The organism is uncultured Aquimarina sp., from assembly GCF_947500065.1.
GTDB lineage: Bacteria > Bacteroidota > Bacteroidia > Flavobacteriales > Flavobacteriaceae > Aquimarina.
Genome location: NZ_CANMQT010000003.1, coordinates 506,903 through 527,838, shown reverse-complemented (window position 1 = coordinate 527,838; position 20,936 = coordinate 506,903). Strand labels below are relative to the sequence as shown.

The 20,936-nt window shown below is 33.2% G+C and carries 22 protein-coding genes; 12 read left to right on the top strand and 10 right to left on the bottom strand.

The genetic code is table 11. From position 1 onward, the window contains the following. The first annotated feature begins 200 nt into the window (after positions 1-200). The 4 genes from Q0975_RS12365 to Q0975_RS12350 all read left to right on the top strand — a co-directional run bounded on the left by Q0975_RS12365 (position 201) and on the right by Q0975_RS12350 (position 5,085). Positions 201-1,361 carry a N(5)-(carboxyethyl)ornithine synthase gene (locus Q0975_RS12365; RefSeq protein ID WP_299437053.1) on the top strand — a complete coding sequence of 387 codons (1,161 nt, stop codon included), beginning with the start codon at positions 201-203 and terminating at the stop codon, positions 1,359-1,361. A gap of 322 nt (positions 1,362-1,683) precedes the next feature. Further along, the gene (locus tag Q0975_RS12360) at positions 1,684-2,751 is read left to right on the top strand and encodes a methyltransferase (protein WP_299437052.1); all 1,068 of its coding nucleotides are present in this window, start codon (positions 1,684-1,686) and stop codon (positions 2,749-2,751) included. A gap of 366 nt (positions 2,752-3,117) precedes the next feature. After that, positions 3,118-3,642: a hypothetical protein gene (locus tag Q0975_RS12355; RefSeq protein ID WP_299437051.1), complete on the top strand. Its 525-nt coding sequence runs from the start codon at positions 3,118-3,120 to the stop codon at positions 3,640-3,642. Then, complete coding sequence (locus Q0975_RS12350) at positions 3,643-5,085, top strand: DASS family sodium-coupled anion symporter (RefSeq protein WP_299437050.1); 1,443 nt, start codon at positions 3,643-3,645, stop codon at positions 5,083-5,085. A 210-nt stretch (positions 5,086-5,295) separates the two neighbouring features. On the opposite strand, the gene Q0975_RS12345 is transcribed toward Q0975_RS12350, so the two are convergent. From Q0975_RS12345 to aroB, 3 genes are all read right to left on the bottom strand, one after another. Next, positions 5,296-6,012: a hypothetical protein gene (locus Q0975_RS12345; protein ID WP_299437048.1), complete on the bottom strand. Its 717-nt coding sequence runs from the start codon at positions 6,010-6,012 to the stop codon at positions 5,296-5,298. An 81-nt stretch (positions 6,013-6,093) separates the two neighbouring features. Then, entirely contained in the window at positions 6,094-6,609 is a 516-nt protein-coding gene (locus tag Q0975_RS12340) for a GNAT family N-acetyltransferase (RefSeq protein ID WP_299437046.1), read from the bottom strand. 134 nt (positions 6,610-6,743) lie between these two features. Further along, complete coding sequence (gene aroB / locus Q0975_RS12335; protein ID WP_299437044.1) at positions 6,744-7,814, bottom strand: 3-dehydroquinate synthase; 1,071 nt, start codon at positions 7,812-7,814, stop codon at positions 6,744-6,746. Positions 7,815-7,979: 165 nt separating this feature from the next. On the opposite strand from aroB, the gene Q0975_RS12330 reads away from it, so the two are divergent. The 4 genes from Q0975_RS12330 to speB all read left to right on the top strand — a co-directional run bounded on the left by Q0975_RS12330 (position 7,980) and on the right by speB (position 11,051). Then, the gene (locus Q0975_RS12330) at positions 7,980-9,155 is read left to right on the top strand and encodes a proline dehydrogenase family protein (protein WP_299437042.1); all 1,176 of its coding nucleotides are present in this window, start codon (positions 7,980-7,982) and stop codon (positions 9,153-9,155) included. A gap of 68 nt (positions 9,156-9,223) precedes the next feature. Then, the gene (locus Q0975_RS12325; RefSeq protein ID WP_299437040.1) at positions 9,224-9,601 is read left to right on the top strand and encodes a VOC family protein; all 378 of its coding nucleotides are present in this window, start codon (positions 9,224-9,226) and stop codon (positions 9,599-9,601) included. Between the two features lie 60 nt (positions 9,602-9,661). Next, positions 9,662-10,234, top strand: coding sequence for a pentapeptide repeat-containing protein (locus Q0975_RS12320; RefSeq protein WP_299437038.1), 573 nt, complete (start codon positions 9,662-9,664; stop codon positions 10,232-10,234). Positions 10,235-10,274: 40 nt separating this feature from the next. Beyond that, a complete protein-coding gene (gene speB, locus Q0975_RS12315; protein ID WP_299437036.1) occupies positions 10,275-11,051 on the top strand; it encodes an agmatinase in 777 nt (258 codons plus the stop codon). A gap of 3 nt (positions 11,052-11,054) precedes the next feature. Here speB and Q0975_RS12310 read toward each other — a convergent pair whose 3' ends face one another. After that, positions 11,055-12,554 carry a PLP-dependent aminotransferase family protein gene (locus tag Q0975_RS12310; protein WP_299437034.1) on the bottom strand — a complete coding sequence of 500 codons (1,500 nt, stop codon included), beginning with the start codon at positions 12,552-12,554 and terminating at the stop codon, positions 11,055-11,057. Between the two features lie 246 nt (positions 12,555-12,800). Between Q0975_RS12310 and Q0975_RS12305 the strand changes: the two genes are divergently transcribed. Together Q0975_RS12305 and Q0975_RS12300 are read left to right on the top strand one after the other, a co-directional pair. Further along, on the top strand, positions 12,801-13,460 hold the full coding sequence (locus Q0975_RS12305) for a pyridoxamine 5'-phosphate oxidase family protein (RefSeq protein WP_299437032.1): 660 nt from the start codon (positions 12,801-12,803) through the stop codon (positions 13,458-13,460). 30 nt (positions 13,461-13,490) lie between these two features. Then, positions 13,491-13,781 (top strand): DUF1272 domain-containing protein, encoded by a 291-nt coding sequence (locus Q0975_RS12300; protein WP_299437030.1) that lies wholly within the window; start codon positions 13,491-13,493, stop codon positions 13,779-13,781. Between the two features lie 9 nt (positions 13,782-13,790). Here the strand turns inward: Q0975_RS12300 and Q0975_RS12295 are convergent, their stop codons facing one another. Continuing rightward, on the bottom strand, positions 13,791-13,973 hold the full coding sequence (locus Q0975_RS12295) for a hypothetical protein (RefSeq protein ID WP_299437028.1): 183 nt from the start codon (positions 13,971-13,973) through the stop codon (positions 13,791-13,793). A gap of 75 nt (positions 13,974-14,048) precedes the next feature. Here Q0975_RS12295 and Q0975_RS12290 point away from each other — a divergent pair, with 75 nt between their 5' ends. Continuing rightward, positions 14,049-14,570: a GNAT family N-acetyltransferase gene (locus Q0975_RS12290; RefSeq protein ID WP_299437026.1), complete on the top strand. Its 522-nt coding sequence runs from the start codon at positions 14,049-14,051 to the stop codon at positions 14,568-14,570. Here Q0975_RS12290 and Q0975_RS12285 read toward each other — a convergent pair whose 3' ends face one another. The 5 genes from Q0975_RS12285 to Q0975_RS12265 form a co-directional block, all read right to left on the bottom strand. Continuing rightward, the gene (locus Q0975_RS12285) at positions 14,571-14,945 is read right to left on the bottom strand and encodes a DUF4258 domain-containing protein (protein ID WP_299437024.1); all 375 of its coding nucleotides are present in this window, start codon (positions 14,943-14,945) and stop codon (positions 14,571-14,573) included. Between the two features lie 194 nt (positions 14,946-15,139). After that, positions 15,140-16,339 carry an alanine dehydrogenase gene (locus Q0975_RS12280; protein WP_299437022.1) on the bottom strand — a complete coding sequence of 400 codons (1,200 nt, stop codon included), beginning with the start codon at positions 16,337-16,339 and terminating at the stop codon, positions 15,140-15,142. Positions 16,340-16,501: 162 nt separating this feature from the next. Continuing rightward, entirely contained in the window at positions 16,502-17,026 is a 525-nt protein-coding gene (locus Q0975_RS12275; RefSeq protein WP_299437020.1) for a hypothetical protein, read from the bottom strand. Positions 17,027-17,402: 376 nt separating this feature from the next. After that, complete coding sequence (gene tsaE, locus Q0975_RS12270; RefSeq protein ID WP_299437018.1) at positions 17,403-17,807, bottom strand: tRNA (adenosine(37)-N6)-threonylcarbamoyltransferase complex ATPase subunit type 1 TsaE; 405 nt, start codon at positions 17,805-17,807, stop codon at positions 17,403-17,405. A 108-nt stretch (positions 17,808-17,915) separates the two neighbouring features. After that, complete coding sequence (locus Q0975_RS12265; protein WP_299437016.1) at positions 17,916-19,466, bottom strand: bifunctional response regulator/alkaline phosphatase family protein; 1,551 nt, start codon at positions 19,464-19,466, stop codon at positions 17,916-17,918. Between the two features lie 223 nt (positions 19,467-19,689). Between Q0975_RS12265 and Q0975_RS12260 the strand changes: the two genes are divergently transcribed. Then, the gene (locus Q0975_RS12260; RefSeq protein ID WP_299437014.1) at positions 19,690-20,919 is read left to right on the top strand and encodes an HD domain-containing protein; all 1,230 of its coding nucleotides are present in this window, start codon (positions 19,690-19,692) and stop codon (positions 20,917-20,919) included. Positions 20,920-20,936 lie beyond the last annotated feature (17 nt).

Here is a 20,936-nt window from a genome sequence, read left to right as displayed (position 1 = left end):
TTTATCTCTTGATATTAATTATCTCTTCGCACTACTTCAGCGAATGGTTGAGGCTTTGTTTAAAAGCTCTTATTTTGATTAATGAAACTCTAGTGGCCAACTTAATGCCTGATTGCTAGTAAGTAACTATTTAATAGTGATTTTAATCTTACGCTTTGCTAACGTCATTACTCTGCAACTCGTTTCAATTCAAAAAAAATATGGCTTTGTTAAAAATGGGGGTTATCGGAACTTCAAAAAAAGAAGATGAAAAGCGTGTCCCTATTCATCCAGAACATCTAAAAAGACTTCCAGAAGATATTCGAAGACAACTAATTTTTGAGAAAGGGTATGGCGCACCTTTTAATATGAAAGATCATGAGATTAGTGATTTAACTGGTGGAATAGCTACGCGAGATGAAATATTACGTGATATTGGTTCTGCTATTATTGCCAAACCTATTTTGTCTGATTTAGAAGATTTAAAAGATGGTGGTACTATTTGGGGATATCCTCATTGTGCGCAACAAAAGCAAATTACACAAACGGCAATCGATAAAAAGTTAACCTTAATTGCTTTTGAGGATATGTATGTATGGAACCCTAATGGACAAATGGGAAGACATACTTTTTATAAAAATAATGAAATGGCAGGATATAGTGCCGTTATACATGCCTTGCAATTAAAGGGGATTGATGGTCATTATGGAAATCAACGGAAGGTGATTATTTTTAGTTTTGGCGCTGTAAGTAGAGGTGCGATTTATGCGTTAAAAGCACATGGTTTTAGAGATATTACGATCTGTATTCAGAGACCTGATCATGAGGTTAGAGAAGAAGTTTTAGATGTACACTATACAAGAATCAGAAAAGGAAATGAAAACGAGCCTCGATTGATTGTTGTAGAGCACGATGGATCAGAACGACCATTATCAAATTTAATCAATGAATCCGAAATCATAATTAATGGTACCTATCAGGATACAGATAATCCGATTGATTATGTAATAGAAGAAGAAAAATCGATGCTTAAACTAGGTACATTAATTATAGATGTGAGTTGTGATGAAGGTATGGGATTTTATTTTGCAAAGCCTACAACTTTTAAGAACCCAATGATATCAATTGATGGAGTGGATTATTATGCAGTAGATCATACACCGAGTTATTTTTGGGAAAGTGCATCAAGATCCATTTCTGCCGCATTAATTGTACATCTCCCTTCTGTAATATCTGGTCGTGAAAGTTGGAATGAAAATAAAACCATTAAAAATGCTATAAATGTTGATAAAGGTGTTATTGTAAAAGATACGATTCTTAGGTTCCAAAATCGTAATAAGGAGTATCCACATAGGGTATTACCAGTTCTTAGTATTATATGATTATAAAATAACTACAGAATTACCCGTTATGCATTTTGATTTTTCTATTCAAAATTCGTCTATTCCAGTGCTTCGACTGAAAGAAGAAGTGTACTTCGACAAGCTCAGCAGAGCTATCGAGAATAGGATTTTGGATCCAAAAAGCTATTCTCGATACCCTCCAGAGGCGGGCAGGCATTTTGTCTTAATTGCATTTTGGAAAATCACTCGAATTGACGCTTTTCTTTAACATTTTTTTCATAATGAACAACAGGAGATTACAAAACAATTATAGAATTACACAATACATAAGATGTTGTCTCTTAGAAAGTAATAACAATAAATGACTACAGATATTAAAATAAACAGACCAGAACCTATTGTATCTGGAGCGGAATTAGAGTTGTTTAATCGCGGCACAAATGTTAGGCATACGATTAAAGCATTAGAAGCTGGTACACCGATACTGATAACGGCGTTTTATAGCAATGGGTTGGACCTTCTTAAGGAGTTGCAAATACATCTTAAAAGAAAGTTTCCCGGTACGTCTTTTAAGGAGCAACGCGAGTACCGCTTAGCATATCATACGTTATCGAATCTTATTTTAATAGAAATTGTAGCTCATACATTGATCGTAAAAAAATCACCGTCTATAGGTTGGTTAAAAAAACTGTATCCTGAAACTAGTGATTTCTTATTGCCTTTTCCTCAAGTTCAAGGTTTAAATAGTGCTTGGCAATGGTTCCAAAATGGAATTTCTATTCCTGTATTACGAAATAAAATACATCCGTATTACGGTACTTATTTCCCTACACGTTTTGATCATTTAATACTTTTTGACAATTGGTTGAAACGCTATAAAGGACCCAAAAAATCAGCAATAGATGTGGGTATTGGGAGTGGCGTACTTTCTTTCCAAATGGTAAAATATGGTTTTCAGAAAGTTTTTGGTACAGATACAAATCCCAATGCAATTGTTGGACTTACAGAGTTTATGGGAGACACAAAATTGTCTAGAAAGATAGCGTTAAGTTTTGGACATCTTTTTGGCGCTTGGGAAAAGCAGACAGAATTGATTGTTTTTAATCCACCGTGGTTACCCGAATCTCACAATCATGATAGTAATGACCAGGCTATTTATTATAATAAAAATCTTTTTCCTGATTTTTTTTCGGAAGCAAAAAAAAGACTACTACCAGAAGGAAAGCTCGTCATCATATTTTCTAATTTAGCTCAAATAACTAAGGTGACAAAAGACCATCCAATAGAAAAGGAGCTAGCCAAAGGTGGAAGATTTCAATTAGAAAAATGTTATAAAAAGACAGTGAAAACTGCTTCTGAAAAAACGAAACGAGATCAACACTGGCGTTCTTCTGAAGCCGTTGAACTTTGGGTGTTAACTAATAATTAAGTTTCGAACAATCGAACCTTGATGTTCTCGAAAGGTGATTACAGAATAATTGCACTTCGACTACGCTCAGTGCACGAGTAAAGGGAATACCGAGTTTACCGAAAGGTGAAGCTCTCTAACCCTGAGAATAACCGGACTTCGAGAGCCTCAGTCCTCGGCTGATGTTTTTTCCTGAACCCTGAGAATATTTGCATTTCGACTCCGCTCAGTGCACGAGTTACGAGAATACTGAACCCTGAGCGTAGCCGAAGGGTGAGAATTATAGGGAATTTTTATCAACTATGTTTAGGGTTATAATAGATTTTCCAATGTATCATATGGATTAAACCATCATACTTTTATATTTTAGCTTAAAAACAAATACCGATGATATTAGGAATAGGCTCCAGAATTAAACACCCAACATACGGATTAGGTGTAGTGACCAATGTGACAGCAAAAATGTATTGGGTAACTTTTATAGAAAACGGATTAGAAACCATTGATGTAGATGAGGATTTTGAAGTGATTGATGGAGTAGAGGATGAAGTGGATACGGTAAGTTTCTATGAAGTAGAAAAAACGTTTAGAGAATTATTAAAACGCTATAGTGATATCTCCGAAATTGTTCCTATTGCTGATAAATGGAAAGGCGGTAAGATTATACTAGAACCAGGTGATACGAATCTAACTTCTAAAGAAATTCCAATAGACACCTTTTTTCATAAAATCGTGATGGTTAGAGATCGCATTCGTGTGATGGAACAAAAGATTAATAGCTCTAAAGTAATAGATGATCAGGATAAGATTGATCTTCAACAATATATTACACGTATGTATGGGAGTTTGACTACATTCAATGTGCTGTTCAGTAATAAGTCACAACAATTCACAGGAAGTAGCAAAAAATAAATGACGACATATCCACTAATCAAAAAAATCGGACTGATTGCTGGTCCAATATTGTTTCTAATATTGATTAATCTTCCTGTTACATTGGTTTCAGAAATTGCGGATAAGGTAATTTCGGTGGCTATCTGGATGATTGTTTGGTGGATTACAGAAGCGGTTTCTATATCAGTAACCGCCTTGATTCCGTTGATATTATTTCCGCTGGTCGGTGTTTTAGACCTAAAAACAGTGTCTCAGAGCTATGGGAGTCCTATTGTTTTTCTGTTTTTTGGTGGATTTGTCATGGCGTTGGCTTTAGAGAAAGTAAATCTTCACAAAAGAATAGCTTTATCTATCATTAAGATTACGGGAACCAGTCCTGATCGAGTAATTCTTGGGTTTATGATTGCCACGGCTTTTATGAGTATGTGGATCAGTAATACTGCCTGTACAGTGGTGATGTTACCTATTGCATTGTCTGTGATACAGCTCTTGGTGAATGATGAAGATGGTTTTACTAAAAATGATCGAAATTTTGCATTGAGTATTATGTTGGGTATTGCTTTTTCTGCTAATGTTGGTGGGGTGGCAACTATTATAGGAACACCTCCAAATTCGGTATTAGTAGGTTTCCTAGAGAATGAATATCAAATAGAAATCTCTTTCCTTAACTGGATGCTATTGGCATTTCCTTTTTCTGTTTTGATGATTGGGATTATTTATTTTGTGATTGTAAAATGGATATATCCAAATAGGATTACCAATTTTACAGCATCTAAAGACGTAATAGACCAAGAACTAAAAAAACTCGGAAAAATAAAACGCACAGAGCGAAGAGTGCTTACGATTTTTTGTGTAGTTATATTTTTATGGATTTCCAGAACTACTATTAATGGATTTTTTCCAGATCTTAAGTTATCAGATACTGGTATTAGTATGATGGGAGCTTTTGCATTGTTTGTAATTCCATTTAAATTAAGTAAAGGTGAGTTTACTTTGATTTGGAAGGATACTCAGAAACTACCTTGGGGAATCCTTATTCTTTTTGGCGGTGGATTGGCATTAGCAAGTGGTTTATCACACGCAGGTTTGATAGAATTGGTTGCTAATACGATTGCAGCTAATCAAGGGTTAAGCTTATTAGTAATTGCATTATTACTAATTGTTTTTATGCTCTTTATGACAGAACTAATGAGTAATGTAGCCTTAGTAGCAATTTTTGTTCCTGTTGTTGCAGGAATAGCTTTAGGACTTGATATACCTATGCTTCATTTATTAATTCCAGTAACGATGGCAGCGAGTTGTGCATTTATGTTGCCAATGGCAACACCACCTAATGCTATTGTATTTGCTAGTGGTCATGTAAAAGTATCTGAAATGGTAAAAGCAGGATTGATTCTTAATATCATTTCGGTGATATTACTGGTATTGCTATTTAAGTTTTATGTGTCGTTGTTATTTTGAGATAGAATATTCAACTAAATAATATGAATTTATTATTATTCAGTGTTTTGTAATACGTGTAAGTTCCTTCTCCTTGGGGAGAAGACTAGGATGAGGGGCCTTTATATCAAAACCTACTCTCTCATAGGGAAAATAACGTTAAAAAAATATGTTTTAATATGCTATATACTGACCACTTTGTGCTCACTACTAAATCTTGACACTAAATTTCTACTCATTCCATGCTCTCAGATTACTTATCGGAATTCCAATACCTAGTGCTTTATGTTGTTGAGATAAATACGCGCCACTTTCTGTAGTAGTCCAATCACCCCAACTAGCTTCGATACCACCAAATGGAATTAGAGAAACCCACATTTGATAGCTAGTAGGAAGGTAGTTTTGATCTACTTTCCATAAATATGAATCTCCAGGTGTTGTGCCACCAGAACTGTAAGTTACAAGTAGGGCTTTAGTACCATTTTCGAGATCAACTAATTTTCTGGTGACTCCTTCATCAAATAGTTTATGTGGAGCGACAATCCAAAAAGAATCATTATTAAAATAGGACATAGCTTTTTCTAGTAGTTTGTCTTTTTCCGTACTTTCTAAAGGAATGTTGTTTTGCACTATAGCGTTGTTTTTAGGGTTTTGAAGATCTAGATTAGCGGTGTAATCTTCCCATTTTACTTCAACTTTTCCTGATTTTTTATTCCATAGATAATGGTTTTTATTTCTAAAAGTCCATTGTATATAATCGGTATTCACATACTTGTCGTGTTGTACTGCTTTTTGGATTTGTAAGGCAAAATTATCAGCTTCTGGTCCTGGTGTTCCTTCTGGCATTTTTTTATGTAAAGAGAAATATAGTATTGCTATAAGGAAGATGACAATAACCAATAGACTGGTAAAGAATATTTTGAGGAGTTTAAAGAGTCGTTTTTTCAAGATATAGTGCTTTAATTGGTATCAAAGATATCATAAAAATTCAAGTAGAAATGATAAACAAGAAGCAGTAGTGTAAATACTCTAGTTGTTTAATTGTATTTCAAACAGACAAGCAGGAGCCTTGTGGTAATGATCTGGCAATCCTTCGGTATTTTTTAAGTCAAACATTCCTAAGAAACTAAAACCAGCATTTGTGTAATGTTCGATTAGTTTTGTATTGTTTCCTAGAGTGTCTAGTCTTATATACTCTTTAGTATTATCATTAGCATATGTTTTAGCCCATTCGACAATAATCTTTACAAAACTATTTCCTCTAAAATTTGGGTTTGTTGCGATACGATGGATGTAAACCGCAGCATCACTATTTTTTTTCTCCCAAATTTGCTCATCGCTAAAAGTAGTTGCCCATACACAAGCAATTTGATCATCAATTATCAATTTCCATTGACGATTTTCTGCAATTTCGTTAGTTACAAGACTCCTTTCAAACTCTGGCCAAACGATTACTCCTTCTTTTGATTTCTGATACTCTGAAGCTATTTTATAAAGACGAAATATTTCGTCAATGTCGTTTATGGTACAGTTTTTAATATTCATCTTACTATTATTTTAGATGCACAAATTTTATAATATTAGAGCATTCATACAATCCGAAACTTGCTAATATTGTGTAATTACTGATAATATTAAATAGTATAGTATTACAAGGAATCTGTCAAAAACTACTTTTCTTAAAGTGAAGCGTAATACTCGAAAGCATCAATAATTATCTCATTGTCTACGGTACAGTTATATTTTGCCTCACCAATTGTATTCAGTAATACAAAATAGATATTTCCTTTTTCATTCTTTTTGTCATGAATAAGCAACTCCATGATCTCTTTATAATCGTTAGGATCAATATCCACTTTTGGGAAGGTAGCTAATATTACTTGACTAATAATTATGAGTTCTTCTTCTTTTAAGGATAATTGTGCCGCAGAAATAAACCCTTCTAGGATCATTCCGATGGCGATCGCCTCCCCATGTAATAATTCCGGTTTCTCTGGATGTGTTAGATAAAAAGATTCGATAGCATGCCCTAAAGTATGACCAAAATTCAGATATTTTCTGATGTTTTGTTCTGTAGGGTCTTCAAAAACGATTTTATTTTTAATAACTACAGAGTCATAAATCAATTGATCCAGATCATCTGTGGTAAGTTTAGAAAGGTCGCTCATTTTTTCCCAATACCCTTTATCTTGTATCAATCCGTGTTTCAGCATTTCTGCAAAACCACTACACATTTGATTAACAGGCAACGTTCCTAAAAACTCAGTGTCAACCAATACCATTTCAGATTCGCTAATAACACCTACCATGTTTTTTAGATTACCAAGATCTACACCTGTTTTTCCACCTACAGAAGCATCTACCATGGCTAATAATGAAGTAGGAACATTAATATAGCTAATACCACGCTTATAGGTACAAGCAATAAAACCTCCAAGATCGGTTACTACACCACCACCTAAGTTTATAAGTAGACTTTTTCTATCTGCGCCATATTCTGCCAATACACTCCAGATACTACTACAGGTATCGATGTTTTTATTGATTTCTCCTGGTTCTATTTCGAGAACCTCAATCTCATATTCCTTTTCTATTTTACTCATAAAATGAGCATAACAGTTCTCATAGGTATTGCTATCTACCAGAATAAAAATTTTAGAGTGGTTTGCTTTTTCTAAATAAGCATTAAGAGCGGTATAACATTCGTCGTTAAAATATACGATAGAATCTTTAGAAACTATGGGCTTCATAAAAGGTGTTTTAATAGGCTGTGAAATTAAGCAGAATTTGTAATAAAATAAACTTCCAAGTTCTATATTTGCAGATATCTTAAAACAAATAGTTGGTAAGTGATAATACCATTGTTATTTTAAGAAATTTACACATATTGTTACGAATTTATAAAATGATGGTCAATGAAGGAACATACTTTGTTTGATAATACTGAAATTGCTTTTGCTTTAAAAAGTGATTCTGAACTAGAGAGAGCTTATTTTCTTTTTAAAATGATTGCCAATGAACCGCTAGTTCGAATTGGTACTGCGGTTACTAATTTCGCATTAAAAGCACATTTACCCGTTAAAGGATTAATTAGAGCAACCGTTTTTGATCATTTTTGTGGCGGGGTTGATGAAGAAGATTGCTTACCGGTCGTAGAAAAAATGTATACAAAAGGTAGAGTTTCTTCTGTATTAGATTATTCTGTAGAAGGTAAAGAAGAAGAAGAACAGTTTGATCATGTATTAGATAAAACAATGCAAATCCTAGATTTTGTCGATCAAAAAGAAGCGATTCCGTTTGGAGTTTTTAAACCTACTGGTTTAGGACGTTTTTTGGTTTGGCAAAAGAAAACCGAGGGTACTGAATTATCTGTAGAAGAAGAAAAGGAATGGAGTAGAATAGAGGAACGTTTTGATCAAGTATGTAAGAAAGCATATGAATGTGATGTTCCTTTGTTAATAGATGGTGAAGAAAGCTGGATGCAGGATGCTGCTGATGAATTGGTTGCCAAAATGATGGCGAAGTATAACAAAGAAAAAGCAATTATTTATAATACATTGCAATTATATAGACACGATAGATTTGAATACTTAAAAAAGTTGCAACAGGAAGCTAAAGCATCTGGATTTAAGATTGGGATGAAGATTGTACGCGGTGCTTATATGGAAAAAGAAAATGATCGTGCAGCAGAGAAAGGATATCCAACTCCGATATGTGAAAGTAAAGAGGCCACTGATCTTAATTTTAATACGACTCTAGAATACATATTACAGAATCTAGATGATATTTCGGTGTTTATTGGAACTCATAATGAAGAAAGCTCTTACCAAGCCATAGAACTAATGAGAAAGCAACAAATAGTTAAGAGTGATCCCAGAGTATGGTTAGGACAGCTTTATGGTATGAGTGATCATATTAGTTTTAATCTAGCTGCAGAAGGGTATAATGTTGCTAAATATTTGCCTTTTGGACCGGTTAAAGATGTGATGCCTTATTTGATAAGAAGAGCAGAAGAAAATACTTCTGTGGCAGGACAAACTACTAGAGAATTAGATTTATTGTCTAAAGAAAGAAAAAGAAGAAAGTTATAATAGTTGGCAGTTTTAAGTAAGCAGTTTTTTTCTGCTGACTGCATACTGCTAATTGCGAACCAAAAACCATGAACCTAAACCAAGTAACTGTTCCATCTGTAAATGTAGAACGATCTATTTCTTTCTATGAGAAGCTTGGTTTACAACTTATAGTAAAAGCTTTGCCGCATTATGCACGTTTTGAGTGTATGGAAGGAGATGCTACTTTTTCTGTTCATCAAGTAGAGAAATTACCGGAAGGTGATGGTGTTTACGTATACTTTGAAACGAAACGGTTAGAAGAAGAAGTAGAACGGTTAATAGCGGACGGAATTCACTTTGATCAATTACCGAAAGATCAAAGTTGGTTATGGAAAGAAGCCAGACTAAAGGATCCTGACGGAAATCAAATCATTTTATATTATGCAGGAGATAATCGTAAGAATCCGCCTTGGAGGGTTAATTAATACTTTCTCTTGCCATTTTAGTGTAAATGGAAATTCATAATAATACATATTCTCTATTTAATGAATAACTCAATAGTCGACCAAACTTTTACTGATCAAGACTTTTCGAATAAGAAATTAACTAATAAAGAATACGATAGCTGTACGTTTACCAATTGTGATTTTACGGAAGCAGATATATCGGTAGTTACATTTTTAGAATGTACGTTTACAGATTGTAATTTTACGAAAGTAATGATGAAACAAGCAGCATTCAGAGATGAATGTGTTTTTGAAAATTGTAAGTTATTGGGGGCAAATTTTAGTGGTTGTGACGATTTTATGTTTTCTGTAGAATATAATGGATGTATGCTGGATTATGCCTCTTTTTATGGGTTCGAACTTAAGAATACTCGATTTATTGATTGTAAACTTACTGGAGCAGATTTTACTGAGGCTATTCTTACCGGATCAAGTTTTAAAAATTGTGATTTTACCAATGCAGTTTTTGAACGAACGAATGCGGAAAAAGTAGACTTTAGTACAGCATTTAATTTTGATATAGATCCTACTCAGAATAGACTAAAGAAAGCTACGTTTTCTAAAGAAGGACTAATCGGGTTGTTAAGGAAGTATGATTTGGTTATAAAATAGATATAGCGCGTTAAGTTTAATTATAAAACTGATATAATAGATGAATAAAATAGTTGTACAAGGAATACAGTTTGATGATAAGTCTTCATTTCAGAAAGGTCCAAAACTAGCGCCACCTATAATCAGAGAGATTTTACATTGTGGATCTCTTAATTTATGTGCTGAAAACGGAGTTAGTATAGATATTCCAAGTATTGAGGATAAAGGTGATTTCGAAATTACTGAGTATTTTGATATTGAAAAAATCACGAAAAAACATCTAGATACCCACGATAAGATTCTTACGCTAGGTGGAGATCATTCAATTATATTCCCTGTTATTAAGGCGTATCACGATAAATATAAGAAGTTTGATATTTTACAGATCGATGCACATGCAGATCTTTATCATGAATATGAAGGGGATAAATATTCTCACGCTTGTCCTTTTGCAAGAATTATGGAAAATGGGTTTGCTGCCAGATTAGTGCAGGTTGGTATTAGAACATTGAATCCACATCAAGCAGCTCAAGCAGAAAAATTCAACGTAGAGATTCATCAGATGAAAGATTATGATATATCATTGATACCGAAATTTGAAAATCCATTATATATTTCTTTGGATATGGATGGGTTTGATCCTGCTTTTGCACCAGGAGTGTCACATCATGAGCCTGGAGGATTATCATCACGACAAGTAATCGACTTAATACAAAGTATAGAAACTGAAGTAATCGGCGCTGATATTGTAGAATATAATCCTACTAGAGATTCCCAAAATATGACCGCATTTTTAGCTGCAAAAATGATGAAAGAGATTCTGGTAAAAATGATGTAAAATTTATGTTTTAATACTATTCATTGCACGTACCAATTTTTCCACTACTTCCTCAATTTCCTCTTCGTTTAATGCGGCAAACCCCATTCTGAAGCCATTATGACCGGAATTGTCATTGTCATAGCGTCTCCAATCATTTATGAATGTCAAATTTTGTTTCTGCGATGCTACCATTACTAAGTCCCAATGATATGGTTTCTTTAATTTTACCCAAAAAGCCATTCCGCCCTTTGGGATTTCAAATTCAAAAAAGTCAGTAAGTTTTTCCATTAATAGCTGGCAAAACAAATCTCGGCGTGTTTTATAAATCCTTCGTACTTTATTACTATGTCGTTGTACATCTCCGTTTTGAATCATTCTTGCTAATGTCTGTTCTAATAAAGTATCTCCTTGTCTATCTAAGATACGTCTTAATCTTGCAGCTTCATCAACAACCTCTTTTGGAGCAATAAAATACCCAACTCGCAATGCAGGAGCAATAATCTTTGTGAAACCACCAATATATATTACATTTCCCTGAGAGTCATTACAAGCTAATGGTAGGATAGGAGCATTGTTGTAGTGAAAGTCATAATCGTAATCATCTTCTATGATTGCAAAATTATATTGCTGTGCTAAATCCAATAAATGCATACGTCGTTCTGCAGATAATGTCACTGTAGTAGGATGGTGATGATGAGAAGTCACGTATACAGCACTAATTTGATTTTTTTTGCAAACCTTTTCAATTTCATTAGTGTCAAGCCCTTGTTTATCAACAGCAACTCGTTTTATAATGCCGTCAGCTTCTATAAAAGTATTGTCGGCAGTCATATAGTTAGTATTCCCTGTAATAATAATTTTTTTATTGTTTAGTAATAATTGACTGGCTAGGTAAATACCCATTTGACTTCCTCTGGTAATCAAAACATTGTCTATGTTTATTTTTAAACCTCTGGTTTGATTTAGATAGGTAACTAATGCTTTGCGTAGTTCTATATTGCCATAGATGTCGCCATAGATAAGTAGTTTTTTGTGATGTGCTTTTTTAGTAATATTTCTATAGATTTTGGCAATATCATCAATGGGAGCTAATCGATGATCAGGAACTCCATCATCTACTTTTAGTGTGGCTTGAATAGTTTCTATCCCTTTTCTGATAAGATGTCTTCGCTTTTTAAACGTAAAACCTGCAGTATCTTTTGCTTCCAGAAGAATAGAAGAATCCTGAAGTTTTTTAGGTTTAATAATTGGCAAATCCTGACTTACAAAAGTTCCTTTTGCAGGAATACTTTCTATCCAACCTTGTGATATTAGTTCGTCATAAGCGGAGACTACCGTTTTACGATGAATAGCAAGATCGTCTGATAGTTTACGTGATCCAGGAAGTTTTGTGGAAGGAGCTAGCTTACCGGATTTAATAAACCCAATCATCTGATCACATAGTTGTAGATAGAGGTGTCTATTGGATTTTCTGTCTAAATTAATATTGCTTTTAAAAGGAAATATAACTGGACTACTCATAATGTAAAAACTGGATTAGTATAGCACGCCATAAAACTACTAATTTTGAATTTAATCGAGAGTATGTATTGGAACTTCGTTATGAAACTGAAAAATGCTATAAATACAGACATTTTATAAGTTTTAGCATAGCATCGCTATGGTTAAATTTAAAAACGTAGCGTAGCGACTTTATTTGAAGTAGTTTTAAGTTATAATAGATTTTCTAATACATAATCTCGGTTTTAATCAAAAAACGAACAAGTAATGTCAGAATATCAAGTTACAGCACTCAATAAAGTAATTCGGGGTTCCAAGCGAGCAAATTATGATGTAGAAGAAATTAATAAAATTCTGGATGATGCTTTTTTATGTCACGTTGGGTACGCTTGGCAAAATACCGCGATTGTAATACCAACTGCTTATGGTAGAGAAGGAGATACTATCTATATTCATGGATCTCTAAAAAACAGGATGATAACTAATTTATTAGAAGCAGGAAATGCTAGTATTTCTGTTACTCACCTTGATGGTTTAGTATTAGCTCGTTCTGCTTTTCATCATTCGGCTAATTATCGCTCGGTGAATGTTTTCGGAGAAGTTCGTAAAGTAGAAGATCCCAAAGAAAAGATGAATGCTCTAGAATGCATCCTAAATCATATGGTTCCGGGACACTGGGATAATGTTAGACAACCCAATGATAAAGAGTTTAGTGCTACATTAGTGATGGCAATCAAAATTGATACAGCTTCTGCTAAGGTAAGGGCAGAAGGGGTTGTTGATGAAAAAGAGGATCATAGTTTACCTATTTGGGCAGGTGTAATACCAATTAAACAAACTGTTAGTGATCCAATTTCTGAATCTGATTTGATAGAAGGAGTTCAGGTTCCTGATGCAGTATTGAAGTATATAAAAAGTAGAAGTTGATTTTAATTCAAGAATAGTAACTTTATAACTATGTTAGAAATAAGACCTACCTGTGAAAATTGTAATACATCATTGCCTAATGAAAGTAAGGATGCGATGATATGTACGTTTGAATGTACTTTTTGTAAAGATTGTGTGGATACCGTTTTGTATAATGTATGCCCTAATTGTGAAGGAGGCTTTACCAAAAGACCTACACGACCTTCTCATCTATTGGAGAAATATCCTGTTAGCACTAAAGTAATTTATAAACCGGTTGATCAGGATACATTTAAAGAGCTACTTGAAAGACTTAGAGATACAAACCCGAGGGAGCGATAGTAAAATGTATTAGGATTGAGACTTCTTTTTTTCTTTAGCTTTTTGTTCTAGATAGACACCAATGATTGCAAGAATAAGACCTAAACCTAAAGCAATAAACTTAATAATATGAAAATCACTTAAAATAGTCATTCCTAATATTGTGAGTAATCCTCCGAGTGATGCTATAGTAGTTCCAGTGCCGTCTTTCATTTAATTTGATTTTAATGTAGTGTAATGTATATGTGTTTAGTTTTTCTTTTTTGTTACAAATATGATATATAAAATATGAGCGATATTAGCATACGTATAGCGACAATAGATGATGTCTCTAATATTTCTTTTTTAGGAAAGAAGACTTTTGATCAAGCTTTTGGGCATCTTTTTAGAGATCGAAATGATCTAATAACTTATCTGGAAAAGACATTTTCTATAGAAAAATTAAAAAACAGTATTACAAAGTCGCATAATGTGTATTGGATTGCTTTTTATGGAGAAATAGCTGTTGGTTATGCTAAAATCCAATTAGGGACACAATCAGAATTTATTGATTCTAAGCAAGTATGTAAGCTTCAGAAACTTTATATTCTAAAAGAATATTTATCTAATGGAATCGGAGCTCAATTAAATCAATTAATATTTGATAAAGCGATACGTAATACTAGTGAATACATCTGGTTATCCGTTTTAAAATCTAATGAACGTGCAGTAGCTTTTTATAAACGAGATGACTATAAAATTGTTGGAGATCATCCTTTTAGTATAGGTAAAGAGGATTTTGAGTTTTGGGTGATGAGTAAGAAGCTTTGATTACTTCATGATTTCTAAAGTATTCACTCTAGCTATAGAATCACAATTAGCAATAAGTAATCCAATAGTTTTTTCTTTAGCTTCACCTTCTATAAAATACGTGTTACAAGAATCTAATTCAGTATTGCTTTTACCAAAATCTACATCTCCTGATTTTAGAATATTAGAGATATCCGCAGTATCTATACTATAGTTTTGCATAGCAGTTAATGCTTCTTCAGAAAATACGCGCTCCTTAATCCTGATGTTTTTAAGTACTCTAGCGGTAGGAGTGTAGTCACAAGAGGCTTTTTTTCCTCCTAGAAAAAAGAATAATAAAAATAATCCAATGATAAACCCAAAAAAGTAAAATCCCAGTCGATGCGCTAGTTTCATGTGCTATAAAAATTCAGTGCTCAAAAGTAAATAAAGTTTTTTAGTTTGATAGTATAGTAGGTGAGTTTTTGAGTTAGTGAGTGTGTGAGATTTAGATTGTTAAATATAAAATATATACAGTATTGTATTGTTGGGTTTTATGGGAATACAAGACCCTTTGTTTCTTTGATACTTAGTAAGTTTGTAACTCCTTTTTACAAAATAAGCAAATTAATATCTCTATATGATAAGTCAAACCAATCCGCGATAGATTTACTGGTTAGAATTCCGTGATAGAAATACAAGCCACTTTTTAGCCCGCGATCAAAACGTACCGCATTTTCTATACCACCTTCATCTCCAATCTGTAATAAATAAGGAGTAAAGATGTTGCTAATTGATAAAGAAGATGTTTTAGCGTAGCGAGATGGAATATTGGGTACACAGTAGTGAACTACTCCATGTTTTTCAAAAGTAGGATGATCATGTGATGTCACCTCACTGGTTTCAAAACAACCACCCATATCAATACTAACATCAATAATTACGGAGTCGGTTTTCATACGTTCCACCATCGTTTCTGATACAATAATCGGTGATCGATTCTTTCCTCTAACCGCACCAATTACAACATCAGAACGTCTTAGCGCTTTTAATAAGTTTTTGGGTTGTATCGTAGACGTGTATAAAGGTCTGCCTACATTAGTCTGCAAACAACGTAGTTTGGTAATAGAATTATCAAACACTTTTACATTAGCACCTAAGCCGATTGCTGATCTTGCAGCAAATTCTCCAACGGTACCTGCACCAATAATAACTACTTCCACAGGTGGTACACCACTGATATTACCCATCATTAATCCAGAACCATGGGTAGCACTGCTCATGAGTTCTGAAGCAATTAATACGGCAGCAGTACCAGCAATTTCACTTAATGCACGCACTGCAGGATACGCTCCATCAGCGTCTCTAATAAACTCAAATCCTAAGGCAGTAATTCTTTTTTTAGCGAGCTCCTGAAAATAGTTTTTGGATTGTGTTTTGAGCTGTAACGCAGAGATTAATACAGTTTGTGGGTTGATATGTGCTAATTCTTCTATAGAAGGTGGCTCTACTTTAAGGATGATAGGACAACCAAAAACCTTAGTTGTATCATTTGTTATTTCTGCTCCAGCCTCGCTATACTCTTGATCTGTAAAACTAGCTCCGATTCCTGCATTGGTTTCAATCAATACTCTATGACCGTGGGCTGTTAAGGCAGCCACAGCATCAGGAGTAAGACAAACACGTTTTTCCTGATAACTGGTTTCTTTTGGGATACCTATAAAAAGTTTGCCTTTTTTACGTGCTACTTCTAACATTTCCTCCTGTGGCAGGAGTTGCTCTTTGGTAAAAGGAGAGGTTGGGTTGCTCATTTGTGTGATATTCTGTATCTCAAATTACGAATAAAAAAGAATAGCATGCAAATTATGTAGCAGGTGAGTTACTGAGTTTATGAACAAATGGATAAGAGCAATATGTTTAAAACTTTCTTTCTCTTAATATTTTAAATATAAACCTTAATAACTCTTTGTTAACTATCGAAATCGGTTCCACCAGTATTTTTTATTTGATTTACTAAATGTGGTTAATTCAGATAAATCAATACCATGAATTTTATCAAAAACCTTAGTTCGAATTGTATATACAATACTTAATATAATTATTACAACTGGGATTAAATAATAAAAATGGTTACTATCTATTTGTTCGGAATCTTCCAAAATAATAAATACTAGTTGAAAAGAATACAATGAAATCGGGATAAGAATGACCAAATACCACCAATGCCTGCAGGTAAAAAACCAAATAATAAATAGAGTTAATGGGATAAACTTACCAAGTACAATCCATACAAATACATTAACACTTTCATAATATTTGCTTTGGTACGTGAAAAATGAATTTTCCCAGATGGCTCCATCTGGGAAAATATCATTAATATAAAATAAAAAAGGTATTGTTGCTATAAAAAAGACTAATAAACTACTTGCTCCCAGGTATTTTAATTTTTTTCTTTGGGGCTGACTTTGGGGGTGTTTTTCCTTGGATGATGTTGTCATTTTGTGTGGTTGAGGTAATGGGTTGTGTCTGGTTTTTTTCATCTACATCGGAGATCATGTAGGTTGCTAGGGTAAAGAAAAAGCTAAAAATGATAGTTGTTGTGATTTTCATCGTTATAGGGTTTAAATTAGTTATGGCCCCAAACATAGATGAAATTCATCTGGATGTTCCAATCAAAAAAATTGTAATTTTGCAAGCTGTAAGGCGCCACTTTTGTTACTGTTAAAAAGTATAGCTGGTACGTGATTTCTGTCAAAATTCATATTTTCATCGATTAAGTACTAGTAAAAATCAACAATAAAAATAACTTATTATTGTTGTAAGAAAAAGAGTAAATCTGTTAAATTTTGCCAAAACTCTGTTTTTAACATATTTTTACCCTAATGTAAGTACTCTTTTACCATCGTCGAGGAGCTCGATTTTAATTTTAACACTATTTTCTGGTAATAAATTAGCTATTTTTTCTGGCCATTCTATGAATATCCAAGCATCCGTATCTAGGTATTCTTCGAATCCAATATCATAAGCTTCTTCTTCATGCTGTATTCTGTAAAAATCAAAATGATAGATAAGATCTGTTTCTCCTTTATATTCATTGACTAAAGAGTAGGTAGGGCTAGATATTATATCGGTTACACCTAATTGTTTGCAGATTTCTTTGATTAAAGTTGTTTTACCAACACCCATTTCTGCATTAAACAGTAAGGTTTTGTTACTAGCGTTATCGATGAGTTTTTGTGCAGTCTGTGCTAGATCTTCTAAGCTATATGTGATGTTCACTACAATATGATTTAAAATGACTTAAAACTATAAATGAGTAGGAGTATATAGCTTACAATAAATTTGTTACCACATACTCCTTATGACTCTATTTCTTATTTAAGATATTTACCTCGGTTTTAATACTACAAAAGGGATTATCATTTCTTCCAAAGATACGCCTCCATGCTGATACGTATTTCTGTAATAACTTACATAATGATTATAGTTATTAGGATATGCAAAGAAATAATCTCCTTTTGCAAAGATAAAGGAACTACTCATATTTATAGAGGGTAGGTGTATTGTTTTGGGATTCGTTGCAGCTAGTACCTCTTTATTTTCATAAGTAAGACTTTTACCTGTTTTGTATCTTAAATTTAAGCTGGTATTCTTATCACCAATTACTTTAGAAGGATTTTTTACATTAATGGTTCCATGATCTGTTGTAATTATTAATTTGAAACCCATCTGCTGGGCTTGCTGAATCATATCTAATAGCGGAGAGTTTTTAAACCAACTCTGAGTTAAGGATCTATAAGATTTGTCATTAGAAGCAAGCTCTTTGATCACTTCCATTTCTGTTTTACTATGCGATAGCATATCTACAAAATTGTAAACAACCACAGTTAGATCGTTGTCTTTTAGTCCTTTAAAGTTTGCTGCTAATGTTTTACCAGATCTTTCATTAGTGATTTTATAATATTCGTGCTTGATATTTAAACCTAGTCGTTGTAATTGAGCAGTAAGAAAATCATTTTCATACATGTTTTTACCACCTTCATCCACATCATCCAACCAAAGGTCTGGATGTCTTTTTTTCATGTCTGCTGGCATAAGCCCAGAAAAAATGGCATTACGAGCATATTGAGTAGCTGTTGGCAGAATACTACAATATGATATTTCTTCTTCCTTTTTGTAATAATTATTTACAATAGGTTCAAAAGCTTTCCATTGATCATATCTTAGATTATCAATAACAATGAATAGTGTAGGCTGATCTTTACTGATTTCAGGAACCACTTTTTGTTTGAACAATGTGTGAGACATGATCGGTGTATCCTCATCACCATTAAACCAATCTGGATAATTCTTATCTATGTATTTACAGAACTGCGAATTAGCTTCTACTTTCTGAGACTCTAGAATCTCAAACATACCTGTATCTTCAATATCTTCTAGTTGAATTTCCCAATATACCAATTTTTGATATAACTCTACCCATTCCTCATATGAGTTTACCATAGCCATATCCATTGCTATTTTTCTAAACTCCTGTTGATAGTTAGATGTAGTTTTTTCAGAAATTAACCTCGAGTGATCTAAATTTTTCTTTAAACTTAGTAAAATCTGATTTGGATTTACTGGTTTAATAAGGTAGTCGGCAATTTTACTTCCAATGGCCTCTTCCATAATATATTCTTCTTCACTCTTAGTAATCATTACTACAGGAAGGCTATCATTTTTCTCCTTTATTTCTGCTAAAGTATCAATACCTGAAAGCCCAGGCATATTTTCATCAAGAAATACAATGTCAAAGTTCTCGTCTTCTAAAGTCTCTAAAGCTTCAGTACCGCTCTGACATTTGGTCACTTCATAGTTTTTCTTTTCTAAGAATAATATATGGGGTTTCAGTAAATCAATTTCATCATCTACCCAAAGTATTTTTATATTGCTCATTATGCGCTATTTTTTTTATTCGTTATTATAGATGATTATGATAGTTATGTATAACACCGGTTATTAATCGTATAATCATCAATTATCTCTTTTAATTGACTGTTTCTTTTCTTAGTTATTGCAGTTTCTTTTATAAAACATACAAGATATAGTATAATTCATATTGCTTAATTCGTAATTCTGAATTCATACGTATATATTTGTTAACAAAAGTATAGTAAACTTGAAAAAAAGAAATAAACTTAAAATATTAAACGATCCAATTTACGGTTTTATTACCATACCTAATGAACTAATTTTTGATCTTATAGAGCATCGATATTTTCAAAGGTTACGAAGGATATCCCAAATGGGGCTTTCGTACTTAGTATATCCAGGTGCCCATCATACCAGGTTTCATCATGCATTGGGATGTATGCACTTAATGCAGAATGCTGTGCGAGTCCTTCGTTTTAAGGGAGTTAGTATTTCTTCGGAAGAAGAGGATGCTTTGTGTATTGCTATATTATTGCACGATATTGGACATGGGCCTTTTTCTCATGCTATGGAACATAGTATTGTGAATGAAGTAACCCACGAATCCATTTCTTTAATGTTCATGGAGAAAATCAATAAAGAATTTAACGGTAGTTTAACGCTTGCCATACAAATTTTTAAGGGTGAGTATCATCGTAATTTTCTTTATCAGCTAATTTCTGGTCAATTAGATATGGATCGATTGGATTATCTAAAGAGAGATAGTTTTTATACTGGTGTTGCAGAAGGAAATATAAATAGTGAACGTTTAATTACCATGCTTAATGTAGTAGATGATGAGTTGGTGGTAGAAGAAAAAGGAATATACTCTGTAGAGAAATTTTTGTTAGCAAGACGTCTTATGTATTGGCAGGTATACTTGCATAAAACAAGTCTGGTGGCAGAAAGTTTATTGATACGAGTATTGAAAAGGGCAAAAGAATTAGTTGATCGTGGTGTGCATCTAAATGCTAGTAAGGCACTAAAGTTCTTTTTAGAAAATAAGATAACAGCAGATAATTTCACCATTGAGGTTTTAGAAACTTTTTCAAAGTTGGATGATTATGATATTATATCGGCAATGAAAGAATGGACAACATCAGAAGATTTCGTTTTGCGAAATCTATCTAATATGATTATTGATAGAGATTTATTAAAAATAAAGATAAAAAAGAAAAGTTTTGGTGAAGAAAAAATAAGAAAACGTGTTGATGAATTTAAGACAAAGTATGAAATTTCTGAAGAAGAAGCTCGTTATTTTGTTTTTACAGGAACGATTTCTAACCAAGCATATCATCAAAATAAGCAGAATATAAATATTTTATATAAATCGAGCAAAATAGTTGATATTGTGAGTGCTACGGATCAATTTAATTTAAAGGCGCTGTCAAAACCTGTAACTAAATATTTTATATGTTACCCAAAGCACATAGATTAACACATTTTTTATACTTT